Origin of the sequence: Pseudoduganella guangdongensis, from assembly GCF_009857475.1 — a bacterium.
Lineage (GTDB): Bacteria > Pseudomonadota > Gammaproteobacteria > Burkholderiales > Burkholderiaceae_D > Rugamonas > Rugamonas guangdongensis.
This window is the reverse complement of the sequence record NZ_WWCJ01000007.1, coordinates 123277-146238: the sequence shown is the minus strand read 5'-3', so window position 1 is coordinate 146238 and position 22962 is coordinate 123277. Positions and strand designations below refer to the sequence as shown.

The 22962-nt window shown below is 67.6% G+C and carries 16 protein-coding genes; 11 read left to right on the top strand and 5 right to left on the bottom strand.

Annotated elements, in window-relative coordinates; genetic code table 11:
- Window positions 1–13 precede the first annotated feature (13 nt).
- The 5 genes from GTP41_RS11430 (at window position 14) to GTP41_RS11410 (ending at window position 6892) form a co-directional block, all read left to right on the top strand.
- The gene (locus GTP41_RS11430; protein ID WP_161025712.1) at window positions 14–1099 is read left to right on the top strand and encodes a DUF3108 domain-containing protein; all 1086 of its coding nucleotides are present in this window, start codon (window positions 14–16) and stop codon (window positions 1097–1099) included.
- A gap of 12 nt (window positions 1100–1111) precedes the next feature.
- Entirely contained in the window at window positions 1112–1846 is a 735-nt protein-coding gene (locus tag GTP41_RS11425) for a DUF3108 domain-containing protein (RefSeq protein WP_161025711.1), read from the top strand.
- A gap of 137 nt (window positions 1847–1983) precedes the next feature.
- Complete coding sequence (locus GTP41_RS11420) at window positions 1984–3357, top strand: hypothetical protein (protein WP_202419702.1); 1374 nt, start codon at window positions 1984–1986, stop codon at window positions 3355–3357.
- Window positions 3350–4069 (top strand): hypothetical protein, encoded by a 720-nt coding sequence (locus GTP41_RS11415; RefSeq protein WP_161025710.1) that lies wholly within the window; start codon window positions 3350–3352, stop codon window positions 4067–4069. The genes GTP41_RS11420 and GTP41_RS11415 overlap by 8 nt, the downstream gene beginning before the upstream one ends.
- Window positions 4070–4072: 3 nt before the next feature.
- Window positions 4073–6892 carry an ATP-binding protein gene (locus tag GTP41_RS11410; protein ID WP_161025709.1) on the top strand — a complete coding sequence of 940 codons (2820 nt, stop codon included), beginning with the start codon at window positions 4073–4075 and terminating at the stop codon, window positions 6890–6892.
- A gap of 15 nt (window positions 6893–6907) precedes the next feature.
- Here the strand turns inward: GTP41_RS11410 and GTP41_RS11405 are convergent, their stop codons facing one another.
- Window positions 6908–7390: a hypothetical protein gene (locus GTP41_RS11405; protein WP_161025708.1), complete on the bottom strand. Its 483-nt coding sequence runs from the start codon at window positions 7388–7390 to the stop codon at window positions 6908–6910.
- A gap of 234 nt (window positions 7391–7624) precedes the next feature.
- Between GTP41_RS11405 and GTP41_RS27140 the strand changes: the two genes are divergently transcribed.
- Genes GTP41_RS27140 through GTP41_RS11395 form a run of 3 tightly spaced genes read left to right on the top strand, consistent with a single transcriptional unit; the run spans window position 7625 to window position 10543 of the window.
- Window positions 7625–8047: a thiol-disulfide oxidoreductase DCC family protein gene (locus GTP41_RS27140; protein WP_202419719.1), complete on the top strand. Its 423-nt coding sequence runs from the start codon at window positions 7625–7627 to the stop codon at window positions 8045–8047.
- A complete protein-coding gene (locus GTP41_RS27810; protein WP_308700850.1) occupies window positions 8037–9098 on the top strand; it encodes a DUF4166 domain-containing protein in 1062 nt (353 codons plus the stop codon). The genes GTP41_RS27140 and GTP41_RS27810 overlap by 11 nt, the downstream gene beginning before the upstream one ends.
- On the top strand, window positions 9095–10543 hold the full coding sequence (locus GTP41_RS11395; protein ID WP_161025707.1) for a TIGR01777 family oxidoreductase: 1449 nt from the start codon (window positions 9095–9097) through the stop codon (window positions 10541–10543). The genes GTP41_RS27810 and GTP41_RS11395 overlap by 4 nt, the downstream gene beginning before the upstream one ends.
- A 131-nt stretch (window positions 10544–10674) precedes the next feature.
- Here the strand turns inward: GTP41_RS11395 and GTP41_RS11390 are convergent, their stop codons facing one another.
- The gene (locus tag GTP41_RS11390) at window positions 10675–11199 is read right to left on the bottom strand and encodes a CcdC protein domain-containing protein (protein ID WP_161025706.1); all 525 of its coding nucleotides are present in this window, start codon (window positions 11197–11199) and stop codon (window positions 10675–10677) included.
- A gap of 84 nt (window positions 11200–11283) precedes the next feature.
- On the opposite strand from GTP41_RS11390, the gene GTP41_RS11385 reads away from it, so the two are divergent.
- Window positions 11284–11466: a hypothetical protein gene (locus tag GTP41_RS11385; RefSeq protein ID WP_161025705.1), complete on the top strand. Its 183-nt coding sequence runs from the start codon at window positions 11284–11286 to the stop codon at window positions 11464–11466.
- Here the strand turns inward: GTP41_RS11385 and GTP41_RS11380 are convergent.
- Together GTP41_RS11380 and GTP41_RS11375 are read right to left on the bottom strand one after the other, a co-directional pair.
- A complete protein-coding gene (locus GTP41_RS11380; RefSeq protein ID WP_161025704.1) occupies window positions 11445–15917 on the bottom strand; it encodes a translocation/assembly module TamB domain-containing protein in 4473 nt (1490 codons plus the stop codon). The two genes, GTP41_RS11385 and GTP41_RS11380, sit on opposite strands and share 22 nt — an antisense overlap.
- Window positions 15917–17704, bottom strand: a complete 1788-nt coding sequence (locus GTP41_RS11375; RefSeq protein ID WP_161025703.1) for an autotransporter assembly complex protein TamA — start codon at window positions 17702–17704, stop codon at window positions 15917–15919. Before GTP41_RS11375 ends, GTP41_RS11380 begins: the two co-directional genes overlap by 1 nt.
- 138 nt (window positions 17705–17842) lie before the next feature.
- On the opposite strand from GTP41_RS11375, the gene queC reads away from it, so the two are divergent.
- The gene (queC, locus tag GTP41_RS11370; RefSeq protein ID WP_161025702.1) at window positions 17843–18553 is read left to right on the top strand and encodes a 7-cyano-7-deazaguanine synthase QueC; all 711 of its coding nucleotides are present in this window, start codon (window positions 17843–17845) and stop codon (window positions 18551–18553) included.
- A 28-nt stretch (window positions 18554–18581) separates the two neighbouring features.
- Window positions 18582–21566 carry a CHASE domain-containing protein gene (locus GTP41_RS11365; RefSeq protein ID WP_161025701.1) on the top strand — a complete coding sequence of 995 codons (2985 nt, stop codon included), beginning with the start codon at window positions 18582–18584 and terminating at the stop codon, window positions 21564–21566.
- Here GTP41_RS11365 and GTP41_RS11360 read toward each other — a convergent pair whose 3' ends face one another.
- Window positions 21567–22934: a serine hydrolase domain-containing protein gene (locus GTP41_RS11360; protein ID WP_161025700.1), complete on the bottom strand. Its 1368-nt coding sequence runs from the start codon at window positions 22932–22934 to the stop codon at window positions 21567–21569.
- Between the last annotated feature and the right edge of the window lie 28 nt (window positions 22935–22962).

The window sequence follows — 22962 nt, the reverse complement described above, 5'->3', positions numbered from 1 at the left end:
TTAAACTAGGGCCATGACGATTGTTCTCCCGCCCCGCCACCGCCGCCGCATCCTTGCCGTAGGCGCCGCCACCGTGGCGCTGCACTTCCTGACGATCAGCTGGGTCGGCGGCCGCATTGGCGCCAGCGAGCAGCGGCGCGAACCGGCCCAGGGCATCATCAACGCCGAATTGCGCCAGGCGCCGCCGCCCGCCGCCGTGCCGGCAGCCGTCGCCGAAACCGCTCCCGCCGCCGCGCCCAAGGCCAAGCCGCGCAAGCCGCGTCCCGCGCCGCCGGTGGCGGAGCCCGTCCCGGTGCCCGCCGAACCGGCGCCGCCCGAGCCGCTGCCGGCCGCCGCGCCTCCGGCCGAACCCATGGCGGCCAGCCAAGCGGGCGCTGGCCCGGCGCCGGCCGACGTAGAATCCGCGGTGCAGCAGGAAGGCCCCACCAGCACCCGGCGCTGGAAAGTCGAACTGCCGCCCTCCGCCAGGCTGGAACTGGAGGTGCGGCGCAAAGACCCCGACGGCACCAACTGGAGCGGCTCGGGCAGCATCAGCTGGCAGCAGGACGGCATGCGCTACCAGGTGCAGCAGGAAGTCGGCATCAGCCTGCTGGTGGCCCGCTTCAACCTGATGGAAGTGGGCAGCGAAGGCGTGATCGACGACTACGGCCTGGCGCCGGCGAAATTCACGCAAAAGCTGCGCAACCGCTCGGCCACCGCCACCCACTTCAACCAGCAGGAGCAAAAGATCACCTTCTCCGCCAGCGACCACACGGTGCCCCTGCTGTCCGGCGCCCAGGACCGGGCCTCGATCCTGTTCCAGCTGGCCGGCATCGGCCGCGCCGACGCCAACCAGTACGGCCAGGACATCGACATCCTGGTCGGCGAAGACCGCAAGGCGCAGATCTACCGCTTCCAGCTGGTCGGCGAAGCCGAAGTGGAAACGAAGATGGGCAAGCTGGTGACCTGGCACATCGTGCGCCCGCCGCGCCCGGGCAGCTACAACGCCAAGCTGGAAATCTGGATCGCCCCCAGCCTGGACTGGTACCCGGTACAGATCCGCAACACGGAAGCCAACGGCGGCATCACCACCCAAATTGTCACCCGCATCACCAAGTAAGGAAGTCACGCCATGCGCAGAGTTCTGACCAGCATCACCCTGGCCCTGATCGCCGCCAGTGCGGCCGGCGCCGACTACCCGGTCGCCAAGCGCGCCACCAATCTGCCGCCATCGGCTGAGCTGACCTACGCGGTCCGCGGCAGCAACCACGGCATCCCCCTGTTCGGCACCGGCACCATCAGCTGGCGCCAGGCCGACGGCAAATACACCCTGCTGACGGAAGCGCGCTCCGGCCTGTTCGGCAAGGTCCTGGAGCACCGCAGCGAGGGCGCGCACGACGACTTCGGCCTGGCCCCGGCCAGCTATTATGAAAAGCGCATCCGCAAAGAACCCACCACCACCCGCTTCGACCGCCAGGCCCAGCGCATCCAGTTCGAAGACGGCAAAACCAGCCCCGCCATCCGGGGCGGCGAGCAGGACCGCAGCAGCGTGACCTGGCAGCTGGCCGCCTTGGCGCGCGCCGCGCCCGACAAATTCAAGCCCGGCAGCGAATGGAGCTTCCTGGTCGCCGGCCGGCGCGACGCCGACGTCTGGACCTTCCGCGTGGTCGGCAGCGAAACCATGGAGAGCGAAGCCCTGGGCAACCCCAAGGTGCTGCACTTCAGCCGCAAGCCGGTCGGCAGCCACGAGCAGCAAGTCGACCTCTGGCTGGCCCCCGGCCTCGACTGGTACCCCGCCCGCATCCGCTTCAAGGAAGAGAATGGTGATTCCTTTGAGCAAGTCTTGGAGAAAGTCAACCGCAAATAGCCACACCCCGCCTGTTATACTGACGCCCCAGCCGAAAGTTGCCAAATAAATGGGGACGTACCCCATTTAAATGAATCTCCTAAATGGGGTACGTCCCCATTTATTTGGCAACTTCCGGTGCATGTTGATGGAGTGTAATGATTGACTTAATGGCAAGTGCGGCCCTGGCCGACACCAACCCGACTGAGCAAGAGCAGCAGGATGCCCTGCAGGCCCACTTCCAGCCCCACATTTCCGCCGACGAGATCGAGCAGGTGTACCACCTGAAGCGCGCCCAACCGCTGCTGCAGGTGTTTACGGCACTGTTCCACGGCGGTTTCGAGGGGGTGCTGGTGCGCCTGCTGGTTCTGCGCGAACTTGCTAATGAGACAACTTCGTCCGCGTTTTCGCGGGCGGATATCAACACGCGCCTGGCCTACCTGTTGCCGGAAAGCCTGGAAACCGTGCTGAACCGCCTGCGCACCAACGGCCTGCTGGCCTGGGATGCGCAGCAAGCCGTCTACCGCGTGACGCCGATGGCGCGCAATGTGCTGGCCGCGATCGACAGCCTGCTGGCCCTGGCCGCGCCGGAAGACGACGCCGAAATGGGCTTCCTGCTGTCGCAGGTGGCCGGCGCGCAAGCGGTGGGCGGGGTCACCACCGAGCAGCTGCAGCACCTGCTGGGCCGCCTGGTCGATTTGACCGACGAATTCCGCGACGCCATCGCGTCCGGTTCCGAATTCCGCCTGCGCGAGTCGCAGGCCAAATGGCACCAGGCCTGCGATTGGGTCGAGAAGGGCTCCGAGATCCTGCGTGCCATTACCTCCGATGAAAACGCGGACAGCGCCACCCATCGCGCCGCGCAGGCGATCGGCCGGGCCCAGTCGCAGCTGCTGAACATGCAGGGCATGTTCTCGCGCGCGCTGAACCAGATCGAGCGCCAGCGCGTGCACCTGGGCCAATCCGGCCTGTCCACCACCGATATCAAACGCTGGCTGCTGGCCCATGAGGACCTGGCTTCGCTGGCGGAAGACGCGATCGACCAGCCGGTGAAACCGCTGTTCATCACCCCGGCCGAAATGATCGACGTCGCCGAAACAGAATTGATGACCGAACGACCGAACGCCCTTGTCAATGGCCTGCCTGCCGGCCAGGATGCCCCGACCACGATCAACGACAGCCCGGCCATGCAGCGCGAGCTGGACGACTGGCTGGCGCGCCTGTCCGACTTTGCGCAGCTGAACAACTTCCCGGCCGTGGCCGAAGGCTCGCCGCGCGAGGTGAAAGTGCACGAGGCGCTGCTGCCGGCCTCCTTCGCGCTGGCCTCCTACCGCGCCTCCATGCTGCCGCTGCTGGGCGACGAGGCCGAAGCCTCGATGCAGGGCACCACCGCCGACCTGGCGCGCCTGCCGATCCGTTTCGCGCCGCAGGATGAAATGGTGCAGCTGCCCGACCTCGAGATCGCCGCCATCTCCCTGGCCGCGCTCACCCTCGAACTAGACAAGAAAGAAAGCGGCAAGCCAGATGAGTGATGATTCCCAAATCCTGATTGCGCGCCTGATGGCGCATCAGACCCTGCGCCGCGACGACAAGATGGTCAAGCGCGCGCTGTCGGACGAGCATTTCCGCGCCGAAGTCGACGCCCGCCTGGCCGCCTGCGGCATGAAGCTGCTGGATAACGTCTATGCCGACCACGTGACCCTGGCCCTGCAGCGCGCCATCGAACCGAAGGTGTTCGGCGCCAAGGACACCTGGCAAAACAATAATTTCGGCCTGGCGCGCGACGGCGTGGCCCTGCTGGTCGTGCTGTGGGCGCTGATCATCCTGCCCAAGCGCGAGCGCCAGGAAACCCACCAGCACGCCGACGACGACCAGAACGATATGTTCGGCAGCGAGAAATCGGTGCCGCGCGCGGAAGACACTTCGATCGGCATCCCCTACAAGGCGCTGCTGGCCGACTTCGGCGATAAGCTGGGTAAGAAGACCCGCATGGACATGAACCTCGGCATCCTGGGCAAGCTCGGATTCATCGAGCGCCGCGGCGACATCGTCGTCGAAGGCCCGCTGCTGGACCTGCTGATGGACACCGACCTGCTGAAAGAGCGCATCATCAACGGCGCCCTGGCCGAAGTGTTCAAGCGCGCGCCGGCGCAGATCGTGCACATCCCGCGCGCCGTGCTGGCCGCCGCCAACGACGCCGAGCCGGCACCGGCTGCCAACGAAGAAACCCCAACGGAAGAATAATCGATGTTCCAAATCAAATCCCTTGAGCTGGTCCACTGGGACTATTGGCAGCGCATCAAGAACATTCCGCTGGATGCCAAGATCATCACCATCGCGGGCCAGAACGGCTCCGGCAAGACCACCTTGCTGGACGCGCTGCGCACCCTGTTCGGCCTCGATTGTTCGATGGGCCGCACCTACAAGCACTACGCGCGCCACAGCGGCCAGCAGACCGCCTGGCTGCGCGCCGTGGTGGACAACAAGCCGCAAGGCAAGCAGCTGTCGAACCGCCCGTTCCGTTCCAGCGGCTTCTTCGCCGAAGACGAAGTGACCCTGTTCTGCAAGGTCGAGAAGAACGGCGGCGACTGGAAGCGCCAGTACCTGATGCGTCCCGGGAACGTGGACATCGAAGAAGTCACCGAAGCCAACGACTGGCTGGGCGTGGAGAACTACCGCAAGCGCCTGGCCAACGCCGGCCTGTCGCAGGCCATGTCCAAAGTGCTGGCGCTGGAGCAGGGCGAAACCGACAAGCTGTGCGAATACGCGCCGCGCCAGTTGCTGGACCTGGTGTTCCAGGTGTTCGGCGACAAGGAAGTGCTGGACGCCTACGACGAAGCCAAGCGCCACCAGCGCGACACGGAAGAGGAGCTGAAGCGCTTCGAAGCCGAACTGGAAGGCTCCAAGACCAACCTGGAAGGCCTGCGCCTGCGCGTGGCCAACTACCACCAGTGGGAAACGCTGCACAAGGAACGCCGCAACCTGCAGGAAGAAGTGCTGCCGTCGCTGGAGTACCACGAGGCGCGCGAGAAGGCGGGCAACATCAGCAAGCAGCTGCGCGAAGCGCGCAAGCCGCTGGCGCAAGCCGACCAGCAGCTGGCCGACAAGCGCAATGAGGTGGCCAAGCAAGCCAAGGCGCTGCAGGACTCGCAGCAGCAGGAAACCCTGCTGGAGCAGGAGCAGACCGCGCTCACCTCGCGCCTGAACCACATCAACAGCAAACTCAAGCCGCTGGAATCGCTGGCCGAACAGAAGGCGCGCCTGCAAAAGCTGGCCGCTGAATCGGGCGCCGACGTGGCCGATGCCGCCGCCGAGCTGGAAGAGAAGGAATCCGCGTTGCTGAAGCTGCGTTCGCAGCGCGACGCCGTCTCCCACCGCATCGCCCAGGACAAGGCCACCATCAACGCCCTGCAAGGCAAGAGCGCCATGCCGGAGCCGGACAATGTGCGCGCCATGCGCCGCGCCCTGAACGACGCCGGCATCCCGCACGCCATGCTGTCGGACATCGTCGAAGTGACCGATCCGAAATGGCAGGGCGCAGTGGAAGGTGTGCTGGGCGGCTATGCCTCGGTGGTGCTGCTGGAGCGCTCGTCCGACGCCTCCGCCGCCTACCGCCTGGCGGAGAAGGAACGCTATCGCCACTTCATCGTGAACGACTGCGTCAAGGCGCACGAGCCGAAGAACCAAAGCCTGCTGTCGGTGGTCAAGTTCAGCGGCCTGGCGCCGGAGTGGCTGATCGACCAGTTGTCGCGCATCACCCGCGTGGAATCGGTGGAAGAGGGCGCCAAGCTCGGCAACATCGAAGAATGGATCACGCCGGAGGCCTACCACAAGGAACGCCGCGGCGGCCGCTCGCTGTTCGTGGAAGCCTCGCGCTACCGCTTCGGCGCCGCCGGCAAGACCTCGCGCATGGATGCGATCCAGAAGAACCTGCCGTCGCTGGAAGCCGAGGAAGACAAGTACACCCTGCAGATTTCCAAGCTGGCCTCCGAAACTTCCGCGCTGAAGACCCGCCTGGCCGGCGTTGACGCCGTGAAGGAACTAAGCGCCCGCACCGAGGAATTCGACGAAGCCGCGCGCTCCGCCGTGCCGCTGCGCGCCGAGCGCCTGGAAGTGGGCTCGCGCCTGGGCGAACTGCAAGGCCTGATGAAGAACGCCACCGTGGCCCGCACCAAGGCCGACACCGCATGGCAAAGCGCGCGCATGGCGCTGTCCGAAGCCGAAGCCGGCCTGCGCCTGAACTTCAAGCGCCAGATGGAGCAGCGCTCCGACCACGCGCGCGCCATGCTGGCGCTGCGCCGCCAGTGGCGTCACCTGCCCGGCGCCTGGCGCCGTCCGGCGCGCCGCCAGGCCCTGGTGCAGCAACACCAGAACGCGCACCAGGTCGACCTGCGCATCGCCAGCCTGCAATCGCAACTGGCGCGCGACGACTGGGAACTCGATGCCACCGTGATCGACCAGTTTGCGCGCCTGAACGAGCAGCTGTCGAACCGCAAGAGCGAAACCGAAGAACGCCGCTACCAGAACAACCGCGCGATCGAAGCCACCGCCAATGCGCGCGGCGCCTACATCGAGCGACTGCGCTACACCATCAAGACCTACTCCGCGAATATCAAGGAACTGGGCGCGCTGGCCAACATCGACGTGCACGTGGAACCGGTCAAGCTGGAGAACGACGATTTGCTGCTGTCGCAAGCCGGCCTGCAGGTACGCTTCAAGTTTGACGGCAAGGGCGCCATCGGCATGAACGACGGCGAAGCGTCGGGCGGCCAGCAGGTGATGAAATCGCTGGTGCTGCTGATTGGTTTGCTGAAGTCGGAAGACGGCTCCGGCGGCTTCGTGTTCATCGACGAACCGTTCGCCCACCTGGATATCCGCAACATCCAGCTGGTCGGCGAGTTCCTGAAGAACACCGACGCCCAGTACCTGATGACGACGCCGCTGACCCACAACACGGACGTCTACGATCCTTCCGATTTGACGCTCATCACGAGCAAGAAGAAGAAGGACACCCAGTGGGCGCAGCCGATCTTCGTGCTGCAGCGGCGCCAGGCCGCCGCAGCTTGATGTAGCAGCCGCCCCTCAGGCGGCTTCTTTGGAGCAGGCGCCGAGGATGGCGTCGAGCTCCTTCTTCAGGGCCAGCGCCACTGGCCGTCCCCGGATGCGGTTCACCATTTCGAAGAAGGTGATCCGCATCGCCTTCAGATCCTCCAGCGTCGCCGCCGCTTCCAGCTTGGCTTGCAGCACCTGCCCGCGCAAACCCAGCGTCGGTTCGATGGTGCGCTCATAGAAGGCGCGCGCCTGCGCATACTGCGAGGCAAGCTCCTGCTCGGTCGGCAGCACAGGCGGCTGCGGCAGGGCTTCGCCTTCCTCGATGAAACCTTGCGCCAACAGCTCCGCCACGGCGCTGGCGTCCAAGCCAAGGCCGGTTACTTTCGGGAGTAAAGCCTCCATTGGATGGCGGCCGTCAATCATCACCAACAGCGTACGCATGCGCGACTGCAGCCCGAACGTGCGCGCAGCGATTTCTTCTCGACCCTTGTCGGTCTTATTGTAAGTCGTCATAAGAATATTTCCTCATGGCAATCATTTTCTGGTATCTCAGAATACACGACCTTTAGGCATTTGACATCTTATCAAATATGGTCTTTAATTTCTGTAACGACAGAAATAAATGAAAATTAGTATAATTCATCAATTATTCATTCTGCTACAGCCTGAAAGCGGGTTCGCAGAGTGTTAAGGCGCCGCTTAAAGTAGTTCACGTTGTGTTGTATTTTGAAAACAAGGAGCAAACCAGTGGCTGAGTTGACGTTGTACTTCGATAGCGCCTGCCCGTTCTGCCGCCGCGAGATGGCGCGGTTGGCGCAGTGGGACGGTGCCGGACGCCTGGCTTTCGTCGATATTGCCCAGCCAGGATTCGACCCCGCGCCGCTGGGCGCCACGCTGGCGGCCATGAACCGCGAACTGCACGGGCGGCGCGCCGATGGCGCCATGCTGGTCGGCACCGACGCCATCCTCGCGGCCTATACCGTGGCCGGCCGGCCCTGGCTGGTGTGGCCGCTGCGGGTGCGCCTGCTGCAGCCGATGCTGGCCGCCGCCTACCGCAGCTTTGCCCGCAACCGCTACCGCATTTCGCGCTGGCTGCGGCTGGACGCCGGCGCCAGCCAGTGCGACGCCAACACCTGCCCCACCTCGCTCGGAGGCCGTCATGGAACGTAAATGGCTGCTGCGCTGGCTGTATGCCAGCGCCGTGCTGCACCTGGCGGTGGGGCTGGCGCTGCCCTGGGTCGCCGCCGCGCCCGCGCTGGACTGGTACCACGCCGTGCTCGGCCCCGAGGCACAGCACGCGCGCCAAGCCTGGTGGCTGGCGCTGTTCGGCCCGACCATCCAGTGCGTCGGCCTATGGATGCTGGCGCTGGTGTGGTTCGGCGATACCCGGCGCGAACCGGCGGCCTGGCTGTGGATCGGCGCCGGCCTGCTGCTGTGGGGGCCGCAGGACATCATGGTCTCGCTGCGCGCCGAAGTGTGGCCCAACGTGTGGCTCGACCTCGCCACCCTGGCACTGCTGCTGCCGGCCGTGTGGCGGCTCTACGTGCTGGACCGGCGCGCCGCCGCCGGGGCATCGCAGGCCGGGCCCACGGCCGGTGAAGGCGAATTGTTCCGCAAGGTCCTCGGGCCGGAATGGGGCAAGCTGCATCCCGACATCCAGCGCCGCTTCGCCAAGAACCCGCGGCCCGGCCAGGCGCTGTTGTACGACGGCCGCCTGAGCGAACTGCGCGCCTCGCGCATCGGCAAGCTGATCGGCTTCATCAGCAAGCCTTTCATCCAGGGCGCCCTGATACCGTACGACGACAGCGGCTTCCCGGTCGACATCCAGGTGTACGGCAAGCCCGGATCGGCGCACATCTACAAGCAGCGCATCTACATGCTGAACGGCCGCAAGCCGATCCGCTTCACCTCTTATATGGCGGAAAGCGAAAGCGGCGAAGTGCTGGAGTACGTCGGCCTTGGCCTCGGCATGAAGCTCAAGCTGCACGTGGCCGACGGCAACCTGCACTTCACCAGCGACGGCTACTTCTGGGACATGCTGGGCTGGCGCATCCCACTGCCCGGCGTGCTCACGCCCGGCAAGACCTACCTGCGCCACTGCAACGAGGCGCCCAACCGCTTCAACATCCGCATTGAAATCCGCCACCTCCTGTTCGGCACCACGTTTGTGCAAGCCGGCGTGTTCCAGGAAAAGTGCGCGGCAGAAAAGGAGGCCGCATGAACACCCACTTGCTCGCACTGCAGCTGATGGCCTTCCAGGGCTGCCTTGGCGCCTTCGATACCCTCTACCACCACGAGCTGACGGAAGCGCTGCCGCAGCGCGCCAGCGCACGGCGCGAACTCGCCATCCACGCACTGCGCGCCATGATTTACGGCGTGCTGTTCGTCGGCCTGTCGGCCTGGGTATGGCAGGGCGCCTGGGCGGTCGTGCTGATCGCCCTGTTCGGGGTCGAGATCGTCCTCACGCTATGGGATTTTGTGGTGGAAGACCAGACCCGCCTGCTGCCGGCCACCGAGCGCGTCACGCACACGGTCCTCGCCATCAACGGCGGCGCCTTCATCTGCCTGCTGCTGTTGGCCTCTCCCGAATGGCTGGCCGCACCGAGCGGCTTCCGCTACGCGCCGCAAGGGTGGCTCAGCGTATTCCTGGCCGCCTGCGGCATTGGCGTATTCGCATCGGGTATCCGCGACGCCCTGGCCGCGCGCCAGACGCCGGCCCCCGCCATGCCCGACGCCCGCTTCGACGGCGCGCCGCAGACCGTGCTGGTCACCGGCGCCACCGGCTTTATCGGCCGCGCCCTGGTACCGCTGCTGCGCGCCAGCGGGCACCAGGTCATCGTCCTCTCGCGCGAACCGAAGAAAGCCGCCTGGGAATTCAACGGCACGGTGCGCGCGATCGGCAGCATGGAAGAAATGCCGCCAACAGAGCACATTGACGTCGTCATCAACCTGGCCGGCGCGCGCATCCTCGGCTGGCGCTGGAGCGCGCAACGCAAGGCCGTACTGCGCCGCAGCCGCGCCGGCCTGACCAAGGGCGTGGTGGACTGGATTGCCAGGGCGGAGCGCAAGCCGCGGCTGTTGATCTCCGCCTCCGCCATCGGCTACTACGGCATCCAGCCGCAAGAGAGCGAACAGGTGCTGGACGAAAGCAGCCCGCCGCAAGAGCGCTTCATGTCCCGCTTATGCCAGGAATGGGAAGCCGAAGCCGCGCGCGCCCGCACGGCGGGCGTCCCGGTGGCGCTGGCGCGATTCGGCCTCGTGTTCGGACAAGGCGGCGCGCTGCCGATGATGCTGCTGCCGTTCCAGCTCGGGCTGGGCGGACGGATGGGCAGCGGCAGGCAGCGCAGCTCCTGGATCGACATCGACGACCTGCTGCGCGGCTTGGCGCACGTGTGGCGCCTTGGCGCCGCAGCCGACGGCGCCTGGAACTTCACCGCCCCCGAGCACCCCACGCAGCTGGCATTCGCCCGCAGCGCCGCCGCCCAGCTGCGCCGCCCCTGCCTGCTGCCGACACCCGCCTGGCCGGTACGCCTGCTGCTGGGCGAGCAAGCCGACCTGCTGCTGGAAGGCGCCGCCATCGCCCCCGCCCGCCTGCTCGCCACCGGCTTCACCTTCCGCTACCCCTCAGTGCGCCAGTCCCTCGCCAAAATTCGGGGTCAAGTCTGACATTCGGACACAGTCGCCGCACTTTTGACTTTTCTCAAAGCATGCGCTGGATAAACGAAACGCCCGCTGAGGCGATGGGCCAAAGCGGGCGTGTTGAGAAAAATCAAAAGTGCGCGGTTAGTGTCCGATTGTCAGACCTGACCCCGATGTTGGCTTTGGCGCCAGCGGAGCAGGCCGATGGAGTAGGTGGCGAGGTAGCCGAGCATGAGGCCGAACGGGATCACCGTCAGCGGGTGCTGCATCACGGCGGTGGAGTTGATGAGCTGCGGGTGCTCGGATTGGCGGTTGATGTAGAACTCGACGCCAATCTGCAAGGCGCGGGCGGCAAACAGCATGCACACCAGGATGCCGGTGCGGCTCGGTGGCGTGAAGTAGAGCTTGAGGCCGGTGTTTTCGAAGCGGGTCTTCTTCAGCGCGATCGTGGCGAGCCAGGCGCCGGCCAGCACGCCGCCGGCCATCAGCGACAGTGCGGGCAGGTTGTTCAACATCGATTGCGCGGCAGTCAGCAGCAGCAGCGGTAAGCCGGCTGCGCCCACCCAGTGGCGCCAGGCCACCGATTCCTGGCGCTGGAATACCATCTTCAGGCGGGTGTAAATGCGCCAGATCAGCACGGGGACGAGGATGAGCAGGACGACGGTGGTGACAGTCAGTGGCATGGCGCGCGCAATTCTGGAAAAAGAAGGATTTTAACCGCAGGCGTAGAATAGTCTTCCGTGTTCTCGCTTTTGGGAGTTCCAGCCATGGAAAAACACCGTATCCACGCCCATCGCGCGCCCGACCTGCCGGTGCCGGTCGATGAGTCGCAGCCGCACCCCGAGCCGGTGCATCCGCATAGTCCGCACCAGCCGGTCCCGCAGGATGAGCCGGTGCCGGACCACAATCCCGAATTAAGGCCGCCCGGTCAGTCGAAGGCCCAGCTGTAAAGCACGTCTAGCGCGTTGTTGGTGCCGGTCTGCAACTGCAGGGAGATGCGTGAGTTGATCTTGTAGCGCAGCTTGACCAGGCTGGTGGCGCTGCCGGCGCCTTGTTCGAAACTGAGGTAGGCGCGCGAGGAGAGCTTTTTGCCGACCGTGACGACGGTGCTTTCCAGCCCTTTGGCCTGGCTTACGCCCAGTTCGTCCAGGCCGACGCGGTTGGCCAGGCTGGGGCCGCCCGTGCCGCCCAGCAGGGCGCCGGCGGCGGTGCCGAGCAGGCCCATTTCATTGCCGGCCATGTCGGCCGTGCCGTGGCCGAGCACCAGCCAGGCCAGCTTTTCACTGTCCGGAACGGAGGGCGTGGAGACCAGCTTGGCCGACGGGGCGAGCGCGGTGCCGCGCACTTCGACACCGGCTTCCACATTGTGTTCGTTCAGTTCGTCGCCTTCCGGGCGCTTGCGCACGGCGCGGATATTCAGGCCGGGGTTGTCGTAGGCGCCGGTGAAATTCAGCACGCCGCGTTCGATCGCCAGGCGCTGGCCGTAGGCGGCGTAGGTGCCGCTGGTGACGTGGATGCTGCCGTTGACGCGCGGGGCGCGCCGTTCGGTCATGCGCACGCGCACGGTGCCGGCCAGCTGGGCGTCCAGGCCTTTGCCGCGCAGGGTGAAGTCGTCGCCCAGGTCGGCTTCCAGGTCGATGCTGAGGGGCTGGCCGCTGGCGGCGGCGGCTTTCGGCTTGTCGCGGCCGAGGATCACCACGTCTTCGCTGATGGTGGGGCTGTCGAGCGATGGCAGTTCGATGCTGGCGCGGTGCGCTTTGAATTTGCCTTCGAGTTCGAAGCGCTTGGCGTCGCGCACCAGGGTGCTGTTGCCGCTGACGATCAGGGTGCGGTCGGGGCGGTTGAATACTTCCAGCTTGTTGGCGGCCAGTTTCAGGTCCATCGACACTTCGCCTTTGGCCAGGCGCAGCCAGCCGTCGGCCTGCACATTGCCGTCGGCGCCGTCGAAGCGCAGCTTTTGCAGCTGCAGCTGGTCGCCGGCGACCTTGGCTTGCAGCGCGCCGTTGCGCAGGCGGATGCCTTGCTCGGCCCAGTTTATGACCAGGCCTTCGCCGACGACTTCGCCGTCCAGCAGCGGGTTGGCGATGGTGCCGCGGCCGGCGGCGCTGGCGCGCAGTGCGCCGTCCAGCTGCATGCCTTGCACGCCGAGCAGGGGCGAGAGCCAGGCGATGGAGGGCAGGCTGGCGCTGGCGCCGAAGGTGAGCGGGCTGTCGGCGGGAATGCGGCCGTCGCGCAACTGGGCGCTGGCTTCCAGGCGGGCGTTGCCGGCGCGGTCGCCGGCCAGGTCGAGCTGGGTGCGCAGCTGGTCGCCGGCCACCGTCAGGCGGGCGTCCAGCAGGCGCAGGCCGAGCGGGGCCGGGCGTTCGCCGCCGGTGATGGTGATGTCGCCTTTTTCGCGGAACACGTGCAGCGAGCCGTCCAGCGCGGGCGCGGCGCCTTTGGCGGCGGGGGCGGCGAGGTCGAAGGACCAGTCGGCGCCCAGCGTCATGCTGCTGGCGACGTTGCTGCGCCAGGTGTCGGAGAGCTGGGCCAGGTAGCTGGCGTTGACGCCGGCGGCGCTGCCTTTGCTGCGCCAGCGTTGGCCGTTCTTGGCCAGGGTGTCGATGCGCAGGCTGCCTTCGGGCATGGCGATGGTGGCGCTGCCCAGGGCGATCTGTTCGGGGCTGGCCAGGCCGGCGACGCCTTGTCCGGGGCGGCCGGCCACGCGCAGCGTGGCGGGGGCTTGCAGGGTGAGGGCGAAGCGGCCTTTGTTTTGCAAGGCGTCGATGCTGCCATTCCAGCTGTCGCCGGCGAGGCTGCCGCGCAGGCGGGTGCTGGCGTCGAAGTCGGGATTGGCGGCGGTCAGCTGGATGGCGTGGCTGCCGGCGCTGCCGCTGGCTTGCAGGCGCAGGCGGTCGAGCAGGATGCCGGGGGCGCTGAAGCCGGTGAGCGCCAAGTCGGCTTGCAGCGGGTCGTCTTCGCGCAGGGCGGTGCCGATGGTGGCGCTGCCTTTGATGCTGGCGACTTCGCGCTGGCCGGGCAGGCGCAGGCGGACGCCGTCGAGCGTGAGGCCGAGCGTTGGCAGGGCCGCTGCCGCGTCCTTGCCGGCGCCGCTGGCGTAGCCGTTGGCGCGCAGGCTGCCGGACCAGTCGCGCCCCAGCACCGCGAGCTGCGGGGCGTCGAGCTTCCAGTCGATGCGGTCTTGCGGCTTGCCGAAGGCGCCTTTGGCCTGCAGCTGGTTGGGGCCGAGGCGCAGGTCGATGTCGCTGTCTTGCACTTGCCCCGGGCTGGCGCTGATGCGGGCGTGGCCGCTCAGGGCGGCGCTGCCGAGGGTGGATGCGGCTTGCAGGCGCAGGTCGGCGTGGGCCAGCCAGTCGGCGCCGGCGCGCACGGTGGCGCTGAAGTCGGCGTTGACATTGCCGGCCACGGGGGCGCCGAAGCTGGCGGGGTTGAGGCGGGCGGCGCTGCCTGCCAGTTTGACTTCGCGGGTGCCGGTCAGCGCTGCTTCGCCGCTGGCGCGGATGACGCTGTCGCTGCGGGCGGCGCTAGCGCCGTTGCCGCCCGGCGCCTGGTAGGCCAGGCCGCGCGCTTCGGCGCTGAAGCTGGTGCGCGGGGCGCCATAGCCGCCGCTCAGGGTGCCGCTGGCGCTGGCGCTGCCTTGCAGGGGCGCGGCGAGGGCGGCCAGTTGAGGGGCGTCGAGCTGCCACGCGAGCTTGTCTTGGGCTGCGCCGAATGCGCCGCGCGCGCTGGCGTTGTTGCGGGCGAAGGCGAGGCGGGCGTCGATGCCGGTCAGGTGCTGTTCATCGGCGGTCAGCTTGATGCTGCCGCTGAGCGGGTGGCCGAGCAGGGTGCTGGGCCGCACCGTGGCTTCGGCTTGCGCGCGCCAGTGCGGGGCCAGCTTGCCGCTGGCCTGCAGGTCGGCATTCAGGTCGGCGCTGGGGAAGGCGCCCAGCACGGCCGGGTCGAAGCGTTGCACGGTGGCCCTGGCGGTGAACGCCTTGTCGTCTTTCAGGCTGGCCTGGGCGCTGGCGCTCATGCTGCCCTGGCCGGCTTGCAGGCGGGCCTGGTGTACGGTGAGCAACAGGTCTTGCAGGGTGGCGTGCAGGTCCAGGCGTAGCTTGCCTTCGCCCAGCGCGGCGCGCAGGGTGTGCTGTTTGCCTTGGCTTTCAGCGCTGATGTCGCCGGCGATCGCGGTGCTGGCGGTGGCGCTGTGCAGGCCGCGCAGGTCGAGGCGGTCGGTGTGCAGGCGCAGGCTGGCGTGGTCGCTGGCGCCGTCCTTGGCGGCGCGCTGCAGGGCGCCGCTGCCGCTGAATTTGCCGGCTTGGCCGAGGTCGAGCAGCACGCCGTTAAGCACGGCGTTGTTGAGCGTTCCGCCCAGGCGGGCGGCGGCGCTGCGCAGGGGCAGCTGGTGCTGGTCGAGCGGGCCGGGCGTGCTGCGGTTGGTGAGCGCCAGTTGGCCGGACAGTTTGTCGCCGGTGATGGCGCTTTCCAGCACGAGGTCGAGGGCGGCTTGCGGCCAGGCGGGGTCGAAGCGGGCGGGGTCGATGCCGCGCGCTTGCAGGCGCATGCTGCGCAGGGGAATGGCGTCGAAGGGTGCCAGCACCAGGGTGCCGTCGCCGTTGGCGTAGCTGGAGGTGCCTTTGACGTCCAGCTTCAATTGCGCCAGGTCGCCGCCGGCCACCAGCTCGAGCCGCGTTGCGCTGCGCTGGATGGCGCTTGCGTCCAGGGCCGGGCGGGCCTTTGGCGCGGGTGCGACGGCCGTGGCGCTGCCGGCGGCGGGCGGCATGGGGGCGAGGGCGGCGGTGGCGCTGAGCTTATATGGGCGGGCGGTGGAGATCTCGGCGCTGGCGGCGATGGCGCCGACCGGCGTTTCGGCGCTGGCGTCTTTCAACTGCCAGCGCTGGCCGTCGCCCTGCAATTGCAGTTTGATGGCGTGCAGTTCGGTGCGGCTGCCGTCGTTGCCGACCATGGCCAGGGCGGCGATGCGGCCGTCGGCAATGCGCAGGCGGAAGGGCGGGGCGATGCTGGCCGGCATCTGTGCCGGCTTGGCGGGCCCGGTGCTGCGCGATTCAAGGTGCGCGACGTGCAGTTCGCTGATCGCGACGCCTTCGCTGAAGTACTGCAGCGGCGACCAGTTGATGTCGATCCGCTCCGCGGTCAGCACGCTCGATTCGTCGCGGTACACCAGGCGGCCGATGTGCATGCGGCCGTACAGCGATCCGCTGACGCCGCTGATGGTGATCTGCCCGCCGCTGGCGCGCGCGACTTGCGCCACGATCTGCTGCAAGGTGGTTTCGCGGCCCAGCAGCCAGACGGCGCCGCCCAGCACGGCCAGCGTGACGCCGCCGCCGAGCAGGGTGCGGCGCAGCCATTTGCGGCGCGGCGCGGCGGGCGGGCTTGGTGCAGCGTGCGGCGTATCCATCAGAAGGTGAACCCCAGCGAAAAGTGCACGCGCGCCTTGCGGATGGCGTGGCCGTACGCGATGTCGACGTTGATCGGCCCGACGGGACTCTTGTAGCGCGCGCCCACGCCGTAGCCCGATTTGGGCGCCAGGCCGCTGACCGAGTTGCCGGCATTGCCGGCGTCGTAGAACACTGCCGCGCCCCAGGTCGGCTTGAACCAGTACTGGTATTCGGCGCTGCCGGTGACCAGGTAGCGCCCGCCCACGGTGGCGTCGCCCTGCTGCACGCCCAGCTCCTGGTAGGCATAGCCGCGCACCGAGTTGTCGCCGCCGGCGCGGAACAGGTAGGTGGTCGGCACGCCGGACTGGCTGGCCGAGGCCAGCGCGCCGATTTCCGCGCGCAGGATGACGGTGGATTTGGTGCTCAAAGGCCGGTAGGTGATGCCGCGTGCGGTGGCGCGGATGAATTTTTCATCGGTCAGCACCGGCAGCAGCGCCCCGCCCAGGGTGGCGTTGACCACATAGCCCTTGGTCGGGAACACCAGGTTGTCCACCTTGCGCCAGGTAGCGGCATAGGTGATCGGCAGGGACTGGCTGTGCGTGGACAGCACGCGGTTCACGGTCTTGCGCTCGTTCAGGTACTCGATCGAGATGCTGCGCTCCAGCAGCGGCGTGCCCCAGGCGCGCTTGGCCGCCACCAAGGCGGTGCGCGTGATCTCGCCCTCGATATCCTTGCGCTCGACCACCGCGCCGAAGCTGTCGTTGTAGCCGTCCGCCGTGGTGGGGAAGTAGAAGTCGCTGCGCGCCGACTGGCGTTTGGTCTCCAGCGTCAGCGCGCTTTTCATTTTCAGGCCGAACACGCTCAGGTCGTCGTAGGTGCCGGACGCGCGCGCCCCGGTATTGGTGCTGAAGCCGATACCCACGCTGGCGTTCTTGCGCTTGTTCTCCACCACCCGCACCAGCAGCGGCAAAGGCGGCATGGTGGCCGGCTGCGGCGCGCCCTGGGCCTTGCCTTCCGCCGCCGCGATCTGCTCGTCCAGCACCGCCGACAGGTCGGCGCTCACCTCCACGTTGGCGAAGTAGCCGGTTTCCTGCAGCTTGCCCTGGAAGGCCTGCAGCGCCGCCTCGCTGTAGTAGTCGCCCGGCTTGACCGGGTTCAGGTTGCTCACCACCGATTCCGGATAGCGCCGCAAGCCCTCCACCTTCAGTTCGCCGAAGCGCATCTCCGGCCCGCTATCGAGCGTGATATGCAGCAGCGCGCGCCGCGTCTCCGGATCGACCACGGCCTCGCTGGCCGTCAACTGCGCGCGCGGATAGCGCGTCTGCACCACGGCGCGCAGGATGTCGCGCTTGGCTTTTTCCCATTCATCCTGGCGGAACACGGCGCCCGCCGGCAGGCCCCAGCTCGCCTTCAGCGCCTGCTGGTCGAAGGGGGCGGCGGGCGTCGAGGCGAAGCCGGCCAGGTCGATCGTCACTTCGCCCACCAGCACCGGATCGCCCGGCTGCACGTCCAGGGTCACGGTCGGCGTGCCGCTTTCGTCCAGGCTGATATTGACCGCCGGCGTGTAGTAGCCGGCCGTCGCCACCAGCGTCTTGACCTGCTCCGGCGCCGCGCGCAGCATGCGCTGCAGCTGGTCGCGGTCCATGCGCGGGTTGCTGCGGAAGCGCACCAGGTCCAGGTTGTCCTCCAGCAGGGTTTCCAGCGCGCGCGGGGCGTTGATGCGCACGCGGTACTCCCAGCCCTGGGCCGCCGCCGCCAGGGGCAGTGCCAGGACGAGGGTCGCGCAGGCCAGGCCCAGGCCCTTCATTACTTTTACGCCGGTTTGTGCCAAAATTCGTGGTCTGTGATCGGGAAGTCGAACCCGAATGTTACCGGATCGGCAGCCTTGATGGCGTACCCGTAAGATTTTCAAAGAAACCAGAAGAAACCAAAGGAATGTAAAGCGATGCTGACAAACGACGCCGCCCTGGTCCTGTTCAGCGGTGGACAAGACTCGACAACCTGCCTCGCATGGGCCCTGGAGCGCTACGCGCGGGTTGAAACCATCGGCTTCGATTACGGCCAGCGCCACGCCATCGAGCTGGCGCAGCGCCCGCTGGTGCGCGAGCAGCTGCGCGGCGTGAAGCCGGAATGGGCCGCGCGCCTGGGCGAGGACCATATGATCGACCTCGGCCTGATCTCGCAAATTTCGCAAACCGCGATGACCGAGGACATCGAGATCGTGATGCAGGAGAACGGCCTGCCCAACACCTTCGTCCCGGGCCGCAACCTGCTGTTCATGACCGTGGCTGCCACCGTGGCCTACCGCCGCGGCCTGACGGTGCTGGTGGGCGGCATGTGCGAAACCGATTTTTCCGGCTACCCGGACTGCCGCGACGACACCATGAAGGCGCTGCAAGTGGCGCTGAACCTGGGCATGGATAGCCGCTACAAGCTGGAAACCCCGCTCATGTGGCTGGACAAGGCGCAAACCTGGCAACTGGCCGAGCAACTGGGCGGGCAACGGCTGGTGGACGTGATCCGCGCCGATACCCATACCTGCTACAAGGGCGAGCGCGGCGCACTGCACGACTGGGGCTATGGCTGCGGCACCTGCCCGGCTTGCGACCTGCGCGCGCGCGGCTACCGTCTGTTCCAGGCGACTGCTGGTCGATAATTTGCCGTAAATAAACTAATATGCAGGTATGGAAAGGCCACCAGCCCCCCCGCTCCTGCAACGCCTGCTCCGTCCTCGCCTGCTGGCGGGGCTGGTGGCGGCGGTCTGCCTGACGGCCACTGCCACCGTCTGGTGGGGCGCGCGCGGCGACGCCGAGCGCGACGCCCATGCCGACTTCGACTACCGCGCGCGCGAGCTGGTCAACCATGTCGCCGTGCGCATGCAAGCCTATGTGCAGGTGCTGTACGGCGTGCAGGGCCTGTTTGCCAGTTCCGATTTCGTCGCGCGCGAGGAATTCCGCACCTATATTGAGCGCCTGGAGCTGGGGCAGAACTTCCCCGGCATGCAAGGGGTGGGCTTTATGCGCTACGTGCCGGGCGCCCAGCTGGAGGCGCACGTCGCCACGGTGCGGGCCGACGGCTTTCCCGACTACCAGGTGACGCCGCCCGGGCAGCGCGGCCATTACAGCCCGGTGGTCTACCTGGAGCCGTTCACCGGCAACAACCTGCTAGCCTTCGGCTACGACGCGCTGTCCGAGCCGGTGCGGCGCGCCGCGCTGGAGCAGGCGCGCGATTCCGGCCTGCCCAGCATGAGCGGCAAGCTGCTGCTGAAGCAGGAGACCGCCGACCCGGTGCAGGCCGGCTTCCTTATCGCCCTGCCGATCTACCACAACGGGCAGGGGCGCGCCACGCTGGCGCAGCGGCGCGCCGCGCTCAAAGGCTGGGTCTACGCGCCGTTCCGCATGGGCGATGTGATGGCCGCCCTGGGCCACGACGCGCTGCGCGGGCTGCACGTGGAAATCTACGATGGCGACGAGATGAACGGCATGACCAGCATGTTCGACAGCACGCCGCACAACGCCGGCGCGGAGGCGCCAGCGGCGCGGGCGGCGCAGCGCGCCACCAAGCGCCTCAGCCTGGCCGGGCGGCGCTGGACGCTGCAGGTGAGCGCCCTGCCCAAGGCCGACGGCGTGCTGTCCGACCAGCCGCGCGCCATCGCCAGTGGCGGCATTGTGCTGAGCGTCCTGCTGGCGTTGCTGGCCTACGTGCTGGCCGAGAGCCGGCAGCGCCTGCGCGGCGCGCTCGAACGCAGCGGCCGCATGGCCGACGAACTGCGCGAAGGACAGGCCACCCTGCTGGCCATGGCCGAACACGCCCAGGGCAGCCAGGCGGTCTTGCGCAGCATCCTCGATTCCACGGTGGACGGCATCCTGGTCGACAACTACCGCGGCACGGTGCTCAATTCCAACCGCCGCTTCCGCCAGGTGTGGAATGTGCCGGAGCAGCTGGACTGGCAGAACGACGGCGCCATCCTGTTCGGCCACATGGCCGCCCAGCTGGAACAGCCCGAGCTTTTCATGCAGGCCGCCGCCTGCCGCGAGCTGGATGACGACGAATGCGCCAGCCAGCTGCCGATGCGCGACGGGCGCGTGCTGGAACTGACCATGCGCCCGCTGCGCCTGGGCAGCGAGCCGGCCCGCATCTGGTCTTTCCGCGATATCACCGAGCGCACCCTGAACGAACGGCGCGAGGAAGCGCGCCACCAGGTGCTGGAGCTGCTGGCCGCCGGTGCGCCGCAGCAGCAAGTGCTGGACAGCCTGCTGCGCGGCCTGGAAGCGGCCAACCCCGGCATGCTGTGCACGGTGATGCTGCTGGATGAAGACGGCCAGCACCTGCTGGTGGCGGCCGCGCCCAGCCTGCCGGCCTTTTTCAACGACGCCCTGCACAACCAGCCGGTCGGCTACGGCAATGGTTCCTGCGGCAAGGCGGTCAGCAGCAACAGCCGCGTCATCGTGGAAGACATCCGCAGCGATCCGCTCTGGCTGCCGTTCCGCGAACTGGCGGCGCGCGCCGGCCTGGGCGCCTGCTGGTCGGAGCCGGTGCGCGGCGCCAACGGCAAGGTGCTGGGCGCTTTCGCCATCTACCACCGCGAGCCGCAGCGCCCGAGCGTAGCGCATATGACCCTGATCGACCAGGCGGCCAGCCTGGCCGGCATCGCCATCGAGCAGGCGCGCGCGGCGCAAGCCGTGCGCGCGGGCGAAGCGCGCTTCCGCAGCCTGTACGACCACGCGCCGGTGGCGCTGTGGCAGCAGGACTGGTCGGCGGTCCAGCGCGCCCTGCAGGAACTGGCCGCATCGGGGGTGGAGGATCGCGGCCAATGGCTGCAGAACAACCCCAGCCAGCTGCAGCGCCTGGCCGCCCTGGTGCGCATCACCGACGTCAATGCCGCCGCCCTGGCCCAGGTGGGCGCCGACCCGGCCAGCAAGCAGCTCGACCGCCTCGGCCTGGCGCAGAACTTCGCCCCGGCCGCGCTGCCGGTGTTCGCGCAAGCCCTGCTGGCGCTGGAGCAGGGCCAGCACCTGTTCCAGGGCGAGGGCAGCTTCCTGCGCCTGGACGGCGTGCAGCGGCAAAATGAACTGACCTTGCTGGTCATGCCGGGCCACGAGCACGCGCTGGATTTCGTCATCGTCTCCACGGTCGATATCACCGAACGCAAACGCCTGAACGATGAACTGGTGCAGCTGGCCACCACCGACTTCCTGACCGGGCTGCCGAACCGGCGCGAATTCATGGCGCGCCTGGAGAGCGAGCAAGCGCGCCTGCAGCGCGATGTCGGCGGCCGCGCCGCCGTGCTGATGCTCGACATCGACCACTTCAAGGATATCAACGACGCCCACGGTCACGACTGGGGCGACGCCGTGCTGCGCCACCTGGCCGGCTTGATGCGCGACTCGCAGCGCAAGATCGATATGCTGGGCCGCGTCGGCGGCGAGGAATTCGCCATCCTGCTGCCCGGCGCCGACATGGAGGCGGCGCGCACCTTTGCCGAACGCCTGCGCCAGCGCATTGCCGACACGCCGCTGCAGCAGCAAGGCCGGAGCATCGCCATCACGGTCAGCATCGGCATGGCCGGCATGGTAGCCGCCGACCGCTGCAGCGACGCGGCCCTGGTGCGCGCCGACCACGCGCTGTACCGCGCCAAGCGCGGCGGGCGCAACCGGGTGGAAAGCTGATTAGTCGGGACGCATGCTGAGCTGGTCGACCTGGTCGGCCTTGCCCAGCCCCAGGTCCACCAGCAGCACGCCGGAGGCAAAGGTCAGGCGGTAGCTGTATTTGCGCAGCTCACCGTCGCTGCTGCGCGCCAGCGGCTCCACTGTTTGCAGCGCGCCCCATTCGCGCAAGTCGCCCGCCACCATGGCAATGAATTCCGGCGACAGGCGCGCCGCCACTTTCTCGCTCAAGCCGTCCGGCTGCTGGCCGCCGGCCAGCTGCGCGAAGATGGCGCGCACGCGCTGCGCCACCGCCGGTTCGGTTTCCGCGATGGCCGGCTTGGCCAGCGGCGCCAGCGCCGGCAGGTAATGCGCCGCCACGATGTCGCCCAGTTTGCCGGGGCGCGCCGTGGCCGAATTGGCCAGCACCACCACCGACAACTTGTCGTCGACAAAGCGGTACAGCTGCGCGCGGAAGCCCTGCCACGCACCGCCATGGGCGATGGTGCGGTGGCCGTTGCGCTCGAACAGCGCCCAGCCGTAGCCGTAGTTGGTGCTGCTGCCGTCGTTCAGTTTGGCCGGCGTCCAGCTGGCCGCGCGCACGCTGGCCGGCAGCACCTTGTCGCCATACAGCGCCAGGTCCCACTTGGCCAGGTCGCGCGCCGTCAGGTACAGGCTGCCGTCCGCCGTGGTATTCAGGCGCGGCGCCACCCAGGACTGGTTGACCAGTTGGCCGTCCTTGCGCTCATAGCCGCGCGCGCGGTGCGGGATGATGTCGGCTTCGCTGATGATGCGCGTGCCCATGCCGAGCGGCGCAAAGACGCGCTCGCGCAGCTGGTCGCCGTAGAATTTGCCGCCCGCCTTGTTGCAGATGAAGCCAAGCAGGTGGTAGCCCATATTCGAATACGACCACTTTTCGCCGGGCGCGAACAGCACCGGGATCTGCGCCTCCAGCGCGATCAGTTCCGCATCGCTGTAGTTGCGCGTGAGGTCCAGTTTCGCGTACGGGTCGCCCAGGCCCGAGGTATGCGTCAGCAGGTGGCGGATGGTGATGCCTTCCCACGCTTTCGGCGTATTGGCCAGGTGCTTGGACACCGGGTCCTCCAGCGACAACTTGCCATCCTGCGCCAGCAGCATCACCAGCGCCGCCGTGAAGGTCTTGCCGACCGAGCCGGACTGGAAGATGGTGTCCGGCGTGACCTTGACCTGGTGCTCCAGGTCGGCGTAGCCATAACCCTGCTCGCGGATAATCTTGCCATCCTTGACCACCGCGATCGAGACGCCGGGAATATGGCTGCGCTTCATTTCCGCCAGGATGGCGTCGTCCAGCTTGTCAGCGTGGGCCGGGAGCGCGATGGCCAGGGACAACAGCAGGGGCAGGGTCGGGCGCATGGGCAGCTTTGTCGAATTAGCAAAATTG